Source organism: Acidobacteriota bacterium (genome assembly GCA_030774055.1).
Taxonomy (GTDB): Bacteria; Acidobacteriota; Terriglobia; order Terriglobales; family Acidobacteriaceae; genus JACPNR01.
Genome location: JALYLW010000058.1, coordinates 1 through 10,532, shown reverse-complemented (window position 1 = coordinate 10,532; position 10,532 = coordinate 1). Strand labels below are relative to the sequence as shown.

Annotated in this window: 12 protein-coding genes; 4 read left to right on the top strand and 8 right to left on the bottom strand. The window is 63.5% G+C overall.

Annotated elements, in window-relative coordinates:
- Window positions 1-27: 27 nt before the first annotated feature.
- The gene (gene fumC, locus M3P27_04685) at window positions 28-1,443 is read right to left on the bottom strand and encodes a class II fumarate hydratase (protein ID MDP9267608.1); all 1,416 of its coding nucleotides are present in this window, start codon (window positions 1,441-1,443) and stop codon (window positions 28-30) included.
- An 85-nt stretch (window positions 1,444-1,528) separates the two neighbouring features.
- Here fumC and M3P27_04680 point away from each other — a divergent pair, with 85 nt between their 5' ends.
- A complete protein-coding gene (locus tag M3P27_04680) occupies window positions 1,529-2,539 on the top strand; it encodes a YpdA family putative bacillithiol disulfide reductase (GenBank protein ID MDP9267607.1) in 1,011 nt (336 codons plus the stop codon).
- Window positions 2,540-2,633: 94 nt separating this feature from the next.
- A complete protein-coding gene (locus M3P27_04675) occupies window positions 2,634-3,440 on the top strand; it encodes a FecR family protein (protein MDP9267606.1) in 807 nt (268 codons plus the stop codon).
- A gap of 84 nt (window positions 3,441-3,524) precedes the next feature.
- Here M3P27_04675 and M3P27_04670 read toward each other — a convergent pair whose 3' ends face one another.
- Together M3P27_04670 and M3P27_04665 are read right to left on the bottom strand one after the other, a co-directional pair.
- On the bottom strand, window positions 3,525-4,802 hold the full coding sequence (locus tag M3P27_04670; GenBank protein MDP9267605.1) for a glycosyltransferase family 39 protein: 1,278 nt from the start codon (window positions 4,800-4,802) through the stop codon (window positions 3,525-3,527).
- Between the two features lie 359 nt (window positions 4,803-5,161).
- Window positions 5,162-5,641 carry a single-stranded DNA-binding protein gene (locus M3P27_04665; protein ID MDP9267604.1) on the bottom strand — a complete coding sequence of 160 codons (480 nt, stop codon included), beginning with the start codon at window positions 5,639-5,641 and terminating at the stop codon, window positions 5,162-5,164.
- A gap of 179 nt (window positions 5,642-5,820) precedes the next feature.
- On the opposite strand from M3P27_04665, the gene M3P27_04660 reads away from it, so the two are divergent.
- Both M3P27_04660 and M3P27_04655 read left to right on the top strand, forming a co-directional pair.
- On the top strand, window positions 5,821-6,549 hold the full coding sequence (locus M3P27_04660) for a TetR/AcrR family transcriptional regulator (protein ID MDP9267603.1): 729 nt from the start codon (window positions 5,821-5,823) through the stop codon (window positions 6,547-6,549).
- 8 nt (window positions 6,550-6,557) lie between these two features.
- Window positions 6,558-6,956, top strand: a complete 399-nt coding sequence (locus M3P27_04655) for a 4Fe-4S dicluster domain-containing protein (protein MDP9267602.1) — start codon at window positions 6,558-6,560, stop codon at window positions 6,954-6,956.
- A gap of 113 nt (window positions 6,957-7,069) precedes the next feature.
- Here M3P27_04655 and M3P27_04650 read toward each other — a convergent pair whose 3' ends face one another.
- From M3P27_04650 to M3P27_04630, 5 genes are all read right to left on the bottom strand, one after another.
- Entirely contained in the window at window positions 7,070-7,906 is an 837-nt protein-coding gene (locus tag M3P27_04650; GenBank protein MDP9267601.1) for a biotin/lipoyl-binding protein, read from the bottom strand.
- A 114-nt stretch (window positions 7,907-8,020) separates the two neighbouring features.
- Window positions 8,021-8,287, bottom strand: a complete 267-nt coding sequence (locus tag M3P27_04645; protein ID MDP9267600.1) for a hypothetical protein — start codon at window positions 8,285-8,287, stop codon at window positions 8,021-8,023.
- Window positions 8,288-8,308: 21 nt separating this feature from the next.
- Window positions 8,309-8,734 (bottom strand): DUF420 domain-containing protein, encoded by a 426-nt coding sequence (locus tag M3P27_04640; protein MDP9267599.1) that lies wholly within the window; start codon window positions 8,732-8,734, stop codon window positions 8,309-8,311.
- 5 nt (window positions 8,735-8,739) lie between these two features.
- The gene (locus M3P27_04635; GenBank protein ID MDP9267598.1) at window positions 8,740-9,591 is read right to left on the bottom strand and encodes an ABC transporter permease; all 852 of its coding nucleotides are present in this window, start codon (window positions 9,589-9,591) and stop codon (window positions 8,740-8,742) included.
- A gap of 74 nt (window positions 9,592-9,665) precedes the next feature.
- Window positions 9,666-10,532: ATP-binding cassette domain-containing protein (locus M3P27_04630; protein MDP9267597.1), on the bottom strand; the 867-nt coding region annotated here is incomplete at its 5' end.

Sequence of the window (10,532 nt, the reverse complement as noted above, 5' to 3'; positions counted from 1 at the left end):
CTGTTTTGCGCGTGTACTGGGCCTGCGCTACTTCTTTTTCGCTCCCGTCATCTCTTCCGGCTTCACCAACTGGTCGAACTCTTCTCCCGTGAGGTGGCCGAGCTTCACCGCGGCTTCCCGCAGACTGGTCTTCTGCACGTGCGCGTGGTGCGCCACCTGGGCCGCTTTGTCGTAGCCGATGCGGGGCGCCAGTGCGGTCACCAGCATGAGCGAGTTGCGCACGTACTCGGCAACCTTCTCGCGGTTCACAGTGATGCCTTTGACCATGTATTCCACGAATCCGTGGGAGGCGTCGGTGAGGAGCGTGACCGAGTGCAGGAAGTTGTAGATCATGACCGGCTTGTAGACGTTGAGTTCGAAGTTGCCCTGCGAGCCGGCAAAGCCCACGGCTGCGGTGGCGCCGTGCACCTGCACGCAGACCATGGTCATCGCCTCCGCCTGCGTGGGATTCACCTTGCCCGGCATGATGGAAGAGCCCGGCTCGTTTTCCGGGATGGAGAGCTCGCCCAGGCCGCAGCGCGGGCCGGAAGCGAGCCAGCGGATGTCGTTGGAGATCTTCATCAGCGAGGCGGCCAGGGTCTCGAGCGCGCCCTGCGCGAAGACGATCTCGTCGTGCGACGCCAGCGCGGCAAACTTGTTGCCGTGCGAGCGGAAGGGAAGTCCGGTGAGTTCGGCAATCTTTTTCGCCACCCGCTCGGCGAACTCCGGGGGAGCATTCAGCCCGGTGCCGACGGCGGTGCCGCCGATGGCCAGATCGTAGAGACCCTCGAGCACCTGCTCGAGCCGGTGAACGTCGCGGTCGAGCTGCGCGACCCAGCCGGAGAACTCTTGTCCCATGGTCAGGGGCACCGCGTCTTGCAGGTGGGTACGCCCGATCTTGACGACGCCGGCGAATTCTTTCGCTTTGGCATCGAGCGCGTTCCGCACCTCTTCGATGGCCGGGATGAGCGCGCGCTGCACCCGCTCGGCCGCGGCGATGTGCATGGCGGCGGGGAAGGTGTCGTTGGACGACTGCGACATGTTCACGTCGTCGTTGGGGTGGATGGGTTTCTTCGAGCCCATCTCGCCGCCGGCCAGCTCGATGGCGCGGTTGGAAATGACCTCGTTCACGTTCATGTTCGTCTGCGTGCCGCTACCCGTCTGCCAGACGCGCAGTGGGAACTGGTTGTCCAACTTTCCGGCGATGACCTCGTCGGCCGCCTGGACGATGAGCTTGGCCTTTTCCGCGGGCAGCTTGCCCAGCTCCTGGTTGACCAGCGCGCAGGCCTTTTTCAGGATGCCGAAAGCGTGGATGAGTTCGGGCGGCATGGTGTCTCGCCCGATGGCGAAGTGCAGCAGCGAGCGCTGGGTCTGCGCGCCCCAATAGACGTTTGCCGGTACTTCGATCGTGCCCGTGCTGTCAGATTCGATGCGCGTCGCCTTTTTGCTCTCGGCAGTGGCCATGGCGCTCCTGGAGTCAGATGGAAGCGAACAGAAAATTATAGACGCGAGGGTGAAACCTGGCCGAGGAAACGTTTAGATTGGAGGCATGAACCAGAGTAGCGCCGCCGGCGACACCCGCTTCGACCTGCTGGTCATCGGCGCCGGGCCTACCGGGCTGGCCAGCGCCATCGAGGCGCAACGCGCCGGATTCCGCGTGGTGCTGATCGAGAAGGGCTGCCTGGTCAACTCGCTCTACCACTATCCGCCGCAGATGCTGTTCTTCACCACGCCGGAGCTGCTCGAGATCGGCGACATCCCTTTTCCCAGCGCGCACCAGAAACCGACGCGCGAAGAGGCGCTGGAGTATTACCGCAAGGTCACCGAACATTACCAGCTCAACGTGCGGCAGTATGAGCGGGTGGAGCGCGTGGCGGGAAGCGACGGCGACTTCCAGGTGCACACTCGCGATCGCGTGGGCGCCGCGCACGTACACCACGCGCGCAAGCTGGCCGTGGCCACCGGATACTACGACTTGCCCAACTCCCTGGGCGTGCCGGGAGAAGAGCTGCCCAAAGTGTTGCACTACTACGGCGAGCCGCACCCGTATTTCGAGCTGGACGTGGTCGTGGTCGGCGGAAAGAACTCAGCTGCCATCGCGGCGCTCGAGTTGTGGCGGCGCGGCGCGCGCGTCACGCTGGTGCACCGCGGCCCCGGCATCCATGCGAACGTGAAGTACTGGATCAGGCCCGACATCGAGAACCGCATCCAGGCGGGCGAGGTCCGCGCCTATTTCGAGTCCAGGCTGCGCGAGATCGGGCCGGACTACGTGATCGTCGCCGCGCCCGATGGCGACGTCCGCCTCAAGAATGACTTTGTCTTCGCCCTCACCGGGTACCATCCCGACTACAGTTTCATGCGCTCCCTGGGGATCGCGCTCGAGCCCGCCGAAAGCCGCCCCGTCTCCGATCCGGAGAGCCTGGAGACCAATGTTCCCGGCATTTACGTGGCCGGGGTGATCGTGGCCGGTTCCCGTACCAGCGAGATATTCATTGAGAATGGCCGCTTCCATGGCCGGCAGATAGCGCGCTCCTTGCACCAAAAGTTGCGGCAAACGTAAACTGTTGACTCTCTGGGATAAGCGGGTTGACCTGTTTGACTTTTTAGGGAACAATACCGCTGCTGCACCGGTCCTTGTGCCGGAGTGAACCTCCATGCGCGCTTCGTATAGCTTCCTTTACCGATTTGTCGCGATTGTTCTGGCCCTCACTGTTTCGCCGCTGCCGGCGTTGGCGCAGGGCTCCAGCAGCTCGCAACCCGCGGGCCAGATCACTGCGCTGGTGCCGCAAGCGACGCGTAACGGTTCAGCGGCGAAGACCAAAGACGATGTGATGTGGAACGACGTCATCCGCACCGCGGGTGGCGGGCGCGCGCGCGTGCAATTGCGCGATGGTTCGATCCTGAGCCTCGGTTCCAACAGCGAACTCAAGATCGTGCAGCACGATCCGGCCAGCCAACAGACCGATCTCGAGCTCAACTATGGGCGGGTGCGCAGCCGCGTGGTGCAGATCACGAAGCCGGGTGGAAGATTCCAGGTCAAGACCCCCACCGCGGTTGCCGGCGTGGTGGGCACGGATTACATCGTGATCTATGAGAACGGTCACATGCAGGTGATCGTCTTCAGCGGGCAGGTGGTGATCATCGGCGTGAACGGTGCCGTGATGGCGACGGTCGGACCTGGGCAGATGGTGGACATCGTGAATGGCCAGGTCACCGGTCCCACGCAGACGCCTCCGAGCGTGCAGCAGGACGCCATCGATCAGACCAATCCGGGTAGCGGTGTCGTCAGCGGCGGCGGCGGCGGAGAAGGCCACCTGTTGCGGAATATCCTGATCATTCTGGGTGTGGCGGCGGTCGGCGCGATCATTTACTCGACCACCGGTTCTCCAGGACCGGCGCCCACCACTACGACCCCGAGCCCGACTTTCTGCACGAACTGCGATGGCGTTCGTCGCCGTTGACATCGAGGCTTAGAGCCAGAGCGCCCGACGCGGCGGGCGCTTTTTCTTTTGGGACTCGGCGGCGATCGTCTATCGGTTGGTCCCCTACCGGGGAGAGAAATCCGAAGGCAGCGGCAGACCGACCAGCACCGCGTAGAACAGCGCGAACACTGCTACCGTGATCCCCAGGAACAACCATCGGTCCCAGGCAAACCGGAACAGTGGCGGCCCGCCGAAATGGCGAAAGACATATGCGAGCGGCAGGCTGAGCAGGCAAGCCGCGGGCAAGTAGTATTGGAAGAAGCTCACCTTCCGGGGGATCACGCTGAAGCAGAGAAAGAGCAGCCAGTACCACACTACGGCGAGGAAGGCCTCGCGGGTGCGCCACTTCCACCACATCCAGGTGCAGAGCAGCGCCGCCAGAAAACCGGGCAGAAGGATCGCAGGATTGCCCATCAGCAGGATGGCGTGCGTCCAGCCTTCGTTGTTCTTGAAGTAGAACCAGACGTGGGTGTGTCCGAAGGGCCACTGATACCACTGGCTGGAGTAGTAATGCACGCCGGTGATCCGCGCCTGCGTGATGGCCATGTCGAGCTGCAGCCGGGCAATGTCCCCGAAGGTGCCTTCCTCACCGGGCAGCGATAGGAAGGGGATGAAGGTGGCGGCATAGACCAGTACCGGCGTGATGACCATCCACAGGGCGATGTCTCGCCAGGCGAGCGACTGCCACAGGCTCGGCGAATACCACTCGTCGTCATCCGGCTGGGCCGCACGGTAGAACGTTGCTCCGGTGCGCTGCAGCAGGCGCAACGCGGCCCACAGCAGCAGGACGAAGATCACCGGGACCCATCCCACCCACTTGCACGCCGCGGCCAAGCCGAACATCACGCCGGCGAAGGCGAGCAGCCCGCGCAGTTGTCGCGGCGGACGCCGCTGGTCCCACGCGAACGACATCGCCGCGATCCCCCAGACCAGGAAGGCGAGCAGGAAGATCTCGAGCATGGCGGTGCGCGCGAGCACGAACAGCATCATGTTGAAGAGGGTGAGGAGCGCGGCCCACAGCGCCAGCCGGCGCTCGCGGAAGATGGCGAGCGCGCACGCGTACATCCCCGCCGCCGACAACGCGCCGAAGACCATGCTGGCGATGCGCCAGCCCAACGGACGGTCCCCAGCGAGGGCGATCCCTATGCCGATCAGATACTTTGCCAGCGGCGGATGCTCCCAGTTCAGATTCTCGCGTGGCGGCACCAGCAACTTACCGGCGGGCACGTAATGCATCTCGTCGAAGTTGTATTCGTTGGGGAAACCGGCCCAGGGCAGGAACAACAGGAATGCGCCGGCAAACAGTAGCAGGCAGAGGATGCGATCCGGCCGCGCCAGCAACGGCGGAGAGCTGGCGGGGGCGGCGTCGGGGATGGCGGTAGTGGTGCTCAGCGCGCCGGACCTGGTTGGGTAGTCATGCCGACATCATAACAAGCAAGGCCAAACCCAAGATGCTTCGGCGCTGCTCGCTCGTTGGAGAAAACACTCGCTCGCGACGCTTCTCAGCATGCCCCATCGAAAGAAGGTCAGCCCTTGCAGTTGGCCAAGCCCTTTTCGATGGCGGTCAAAGCCGGGCCACGCCGCGCCCACGGCGAGCTTGTTGGGATACTTCGACTTCATCTTCGAATAGAACGACTCCCGAGGTGAGCAGACGAGCGGCCGCTCACCGAGGAGCAGCCTGGCAAAGGTTTAGGAGAGGCCTAGAACGGGATGTCTTCGTCGGTGATCTCGGTGGCAGGTTCAGGGGTGCGCTGGTCCATGCCGCCGCCCGATGCCGAGGCGCCCTTCGAGCGTGCGCCGCCGGATGCGGCTTCATGCTCGCCGCCGCCCGATTCGCCGCGCTGTCCGCCGCCGAGCAGCACGAGCTCGTTCACGATGATCTCGGTCTTGTACTTCTTCTGCCCGGTCTCTTTGTCGTCCCACGAGTTGGTGCGCAGCGAGCCCTCGATGTAGACGGTGCGTCCCTTCTTTAGGTATTCACCGGCGATCTCGGCGGTGCGCTGGAAGGCGACCAGGTTGTGCCACTCGGTGCGATCCTGCCAAGCACCTTCTTTATCTTTGAAGCGCTCGTTGGTGGCGAGGGAGAACTTGGCCACGGCCATGCCGCTTGGCGTGTACTTGACCTCGGGGTCCTTGCCCAGATTGCCGATCAGGATGACCTTGTTGACGCTCTTCGACATAAATCCGCTCCGCTTTGTGGGAATGTCCTGCACTATAGCAGAAGGGCGAGTACCGAGTTCCGAGTTGCGAGTTGCGAGTAGCCGAAAAGCGCAAGGCGAGCGCGGGCAGAAGTTCAAGAATTCCCGAACATGTTCACTTTCTACTTGACTTCGGGCTGTCCTGGCCGGAGAATCTGAACATGTTCAAGGAAAAGCGCATCACCAAGGGCGACCTTACTCGCGAGCGCATCTTCACCGTGGCGCTGAACCTGTTCCGCGAAAAGGGTTTTGAAGGGACGACGATGCGCGAAGTCGCCGCCGCCGCCAACATGTCGCTGGGCGCGGCGTATTACTACTTCGCGTCGAAGGAAGCCATCGTCCTCGGCTACTACGAAAAGGTTCAAGAAGAACATGAGCTTCGCCTGGCTAAAGAGCTGATGGCAGCCAAGGATTTCCGCGCGCGTTTAGGCGTGGTCATGCACACGAAACTCGACATCCTGAAGGACGATCGCGGGCTGATGTCCGCCCTCTTCCGCTTCTTCGGCAATCCCAAGCATCCGCTCTCCATCTTCGCGCCCGAGACGCGCATCTTCCGCTCCAGCGCCATCGCGGTGATGGAGCAGGCCATCGGGGACGAGAAGATGCCGCCCGACCTGCGCGAGATCGCGCCGCAACTGCTCTGGGTGATGCACCTCGGCTTCCTCTTCTATTTCATCTATGACGACTCGTCCGGACAGGAGAGGTCGCACCGCCTGGTCGACGGCGCCCTCGATGTGGTGATGAACCTGCTCTCGGTCGCGCGGCTCGCGGTGATGAAGCCCTTCCGCGGCAAGCTCATCAAGCTGATGAAGGATGCCGGCCTGCTGATTCCAAGAGAAGAGGCGCGGCCGATGCTGGCGACTAGTGACGAGAGACTAGCGACTGTATAATCCTCGCGATGGCTACTGACTCGGTCGTTCCCGGCGGCAATCTTTCTGGTGGCAACCCGGGCCTCGTCCCCGACGAACTCAAGCACGAGCCCCGCTCCAAGGGGCTCACCACCCCGCGCAAGAAAAAGCCGAAAGAGCTGGCCGTCATCACCGAGTGCTGCACCGGCTGCGCCGGCTCGCCCGCGTGCGTGGAGTATTGCCCCATCGAAGACTGCATGTTCTGGGTGCCGGACGAGGACCATCCGCCGTTCGGGCGCATACAGGTCGATCCCATCCTCTGCATCGGATGCAAGAAGTGCACCAGCAAGGGGCCGGACGGCAGCTTCCTCGATGGCTGTCCGTGGGACGCCATCGCGATGGTGGACACGGTGGAAGTGGAGAAGGAAGTCGGAGTGATGCCGCTGTAGGGCAGTACTCAGTACCCAGTGCCCGGTACTCAGAAATGACGAAGGCCGCGCAAGCGGCCTTTTGCTTTTGCCCTCGTTCTTGGTCTTGCTAACTCCTAGCTACTAGCTCCTAACTACTTCTTCGCCCGCTGAAGAATGGCTCGCTCCGCCAGCTCCGCCTGCTGGCGCACGCGGTCGGGATAATCCGGCGACTGCCGCTTGTACTGGCGGACGAGCTCGAGGTCTTCCGCCCTCCCCACGAGGTAGAGAGCGCGCAGCGCCTCCCAAGCCTGCTCCACCCCAGGTTCCAGCACCGCGATCTTGTCGCCCGACTTCACCTCCTGGCCGTCACTGACCAGGATGGCTTTCACCCGGCCGACGATGGGCGAGCGGACGTCGGCGGCTTCTTGAGCGCCCGCGATCTGGATTCCTTCTATGCGCAGGAGCACGGTGGAATGGTTGATGGCGTCGCCGGGCTTGGCGCGTGCGACCACGCGTCCGGCGATGGGGGCCGTCATCTCGAGCGGACGCAGCATGGCGGCGATCTGTGGCCGGCCGGTGGCATCGCCGAAGCTGACCAGCGAGAGCGCGGCGTTATAGCGCACCAGCACGGCGCGGTCATTGAGCATGCTGAGCAGTGCCTGGTGGAATTCGGGGCGTGACGGGTCCTGGCCCATCACCCAGGCGTCGGTGGCACGTATCTCTTCGACCGGATGGGTAGCGAGGCGCACCAGGTCTGGATACCACTGCTCGGCCTTGGGGTCTTTACTGTCGTTCTTACTAACTATGCGATTGCCGACCTGCACCAGCGCGTGCTGGATGTGGCGTGGTTTCGCGTCGTCGTGCAAGTACTCGGTGGTCTGCTGGTCGGTGAGTTCGCGTCCGAACCAGGTCGAGCGCCAGAAATAGAAGGGCAGCAGCACGATGGCCCACGCCACCAGGAAGAAGATGATGCGCGTGCGCAGAGGCATCTGCGGCTTGTCGTTAGAGTGAACGGCAGGGTGAACCGCGAGAGCCGGAACCTCGGCGGTGGAGACAGAGGCAGGGTCGTTGTTGGCTTGCTCTTGGGTCATAGAGATAAGGATCTATTCCACGTCCGCGTCCAGCACGCGCGGCTGTTCCAGGTAGTGCGACATCGCGTACTGCGCGAGCAGCGGCGTTTCGAGGGTGATGAGCGCGCCGCGCCATTCGCCTTTGGCGTGCGGTTCGCCGGCCGCGTGGCGGCACTCGCCGCTGGTTCCAAACTGCGGACCGTACTCGGCGGCCTTGATCGGATCAAAGTGCTTCAGCGCGCGCCAAGCTTCGTCACCGCGCGTCCCGCTGAGATCGAGTTTGAGCCGAAGGCGTGCCATGGCGATCGTCCGTGTCGTCACTCATCCAGCCCGATAAAGATGATAGAGCATCACGTAGATGACGACACCGGTGACGGAGACGTAGAGCCAGAGCGGGAAGGTCCAGCGGGCGATGGCGCGATGGCGCGCAAAGTTGCCGCGGAGTCCGCGCGCGAGCGTCATCAGCACCATCGGCACGATAACGACGGCCAGCACGGTGTGGGTGAGCAGGATGCCGTAGTAAAGGGGACGCACCCAGCCTTGTCCCGGGAAACGCACCGAGCCGACCTGCGAATGGTAGACGAGATAGCAGATGAGGAAGAGCGTGGAGGTGACGACGGTGGCGAGCATCACCATGCGGTGCGCGGCAACACGCTTCTGCGCGATGAGTGCGCGTCCGGTGAGGAGCAGCAGGGCACTCGTCCCGTTCAAGGTCGCATTGACCGCAGGAAGGTAGCTGACGTCCATAAGGTTTATGCGGGAGGCCGATGGCTGCGGCGATTCGCCATCAGGAACGAGACGGCGAAGGCGGCGACCGAGAATGCCGCCAGCACGCCGATCGAGCTCCACAGTGGCAGCTCGGACCCAGCGCCGGGGAAGAGCGTGATGCGCAGGGCGTCCACACCGTAGGTGAGCGGGTTGGCGCGCATGAGCATCCGCAGCCATCCGGAAGCGCCGGAGAGCGGGAAGAGCGCACCGGAAAGCAGCCACAGCGGGATAAGGAACAGATTCACGACGCCATGGAATGCCTGGCTGGAATCCATGGGCCACGCGATGGCGAAGCCGAGCGCGGTGAGCGCGAAGGAGACGAGGAAAACGACGAGCGCGGTGATGGCGAGCTGCGCCAGGCCCATCCGGATGCCGATGAAGGGCGCGAAGATAAGGAACAGCATGCCCTGGATGCCGGCGAGGGTCGTCCCACCGAGCACCTTGCCGAGGACGATTGCCCCGCGATGCACCGGCGCGACCAGCACGGAGAGCAGGAAGCCTTCCTTGCGGTCTTCGATCACGCTCATCATGGCGAAGATGGAGGTGAAGAGCACGATCATGATGAGCGCGCCGGGAAAGAAATATTCCAGGTAATGGGCGCCGCCTCCCGATGGGGCGCGAAACGAGCTACCAAAGCCGGAACCGATGACGATCCAGAAGAGCAGCGGCGAGGCGACCACGCCGGCCACGCGCGCGGGCTGGCGGTAGAAGCGGACGATCTCGCGCCACCACAACGTCGCCGCGGCCAAAGCGGTGCTGGCCGCGCCGGTGGTCGGCGTACTTGCCGCCAGCGCCTGGGCTGCGGGTGATCCCTCCGAGATGGTGGTGGTGGCCATATATGAAAGCGGTATTTCGATTCTAATGCTTATCCCTAATGCGCAGCCCTAATGCTTATCCCTAATGCGCGGCCCTAATGCGCGGCCCCGGCGTCTGGCTGCGGCTCGGTCCAGAAGCGATGGCCGGTAAGGTCGATGAACACGTCTTCGAGTGTTGGTCTTGCGACCGAGACGGCGTCGATCTCGCCGGGGAAAGCCTCGCCCAGCTCAGTGATGAAGCGATGTCCGTGCGCACGCTTCAGGCGGATCTTGTTCTCGATGACGGTGGGCGCGACCGCAAAGCGCTGCGCGATGCGCGCGGCCAACGACTCCGGCTCGCGGGCTTCGATCACGATGACGTCGCCGTCCAGCTTGGATGTGGATTTCAGCTCTGCGGGGGTTCCGAGCGCGACGAGCTTGCCTTCGTTCAGGATGGCGAGGCGGTCGCAGCGTTCGGCATCGTCCATGAGGTGGGTGGTGACGATGACGGTGACGCCCTCAGCCTCGCGCACGTGATCCAGGTAAAGCCACATATCGCGGCGCGCGCCGGGGTCGAGTCCGGTGGTGGGCTCGTCGAGCAGAAGGACCTGCGGACGATGTAGCAGGCCCTTGGCCAGCTCCACGCGCCGCTGCATCCCGCCAGAGAATGTTTCCACGCGGTCGTTGGCGCGGTCAGACAGGCCGACGTGCGCCAGCATCTCGGCTATTCGCTTTGCTAATCTCGTGCCGGAGAGGCCGTAGAGGTGCCCTTGATGCCACAGGTTCTCGCGCGCGGTCAGTTTCACGTCCACGCTTTTCGCCTGGAAGACGACGCCGATGCGGTGGCGAACCTGGTTCGGGTCGGTCGCGCAGTCGAAGCCGGCTACGAGCGCGCGCCCGCTCTCCGGCAGCATGAGCGTGGAAAGGATGCGGAAGAGTGTGGTCTTGCCACTGCCGTTCGGACCGAGCAGTCCGAAGATCTC

Excerpts from the sequence above, each read along its gene's own strand:
- M3P27_04640 (MDP9267599.1), bottom strand. The coding sequence starts at position 8,734 with ATGGACGTCAGCTACCTTCCTGCGGTCAATGCGACCTTGAACGGGACG.
- fumC (MDP9267608.1), bottom strand. The coding sequence starts at position 1,443 with ATGGCCACTGCCGAGAGCAAAAAGGCGACGCGCATCGAATCTGACAGC.
- M3P27_04660 (MDP9267603.1), top strand. The coding sequence starts at position 5,821 with ATGTTCAAGGAAAAGCGCATCACCAAGGGCGACCTTACTCGCGAGCGC.
- M3P27_04675 (MDP9267606.1), top strand. The coding sequence starts at position 2,634 with ATGCGCGCTTCGTATAGCTTCCTTTACCGATTTGTCGCGATTGTTCTG.
- M3P27_04665 (MDP9267604.1), bottom strand. The coding sequence starts at position 5,641 with ATGTCGAAGAGCGTCAACAAGGTCATCCTGATCGGCAATCTGGGCAAG.
- M3P27_04635 (MDP9267598.1), bottom strand. The coding sequence starts at position 9,591 with ATGGCCACCACCACCATCTCGGAGGGATCACCCGCAGCCCAGGCGCTG.
- M3P27_04655 (MDP9267602.1), top strand. The coding sequence starts at position 6,558 with ATGGCTACTGACTCGGTCGTTCCCGGCGGCAATCTTTCTGGTGGCAAC.
- M3P27_04680 (MDP9267607.1), top strand. The coding sequence starts at position 1,529 with ATGAACCAGAGTAGCGCCGCCGGCGACACCCGCTTCGACCTGCTGGTC.
- M3P27_04650 (MDP9267601.1), bottom strand. The coding sequence starts at position 7,906 with ATGCCTCTGCGCACGCGCATCATCTTCTTCCTGGTGGCGTGGGCCATC.
- M3P27_04645 (MDP9267600.1), bottom strand. The coding sequence starts at position 8,287 with ATGGCACGCCTTCGGCTCAAACTCGATCTCAGCGGGACGCGCGGTGAC.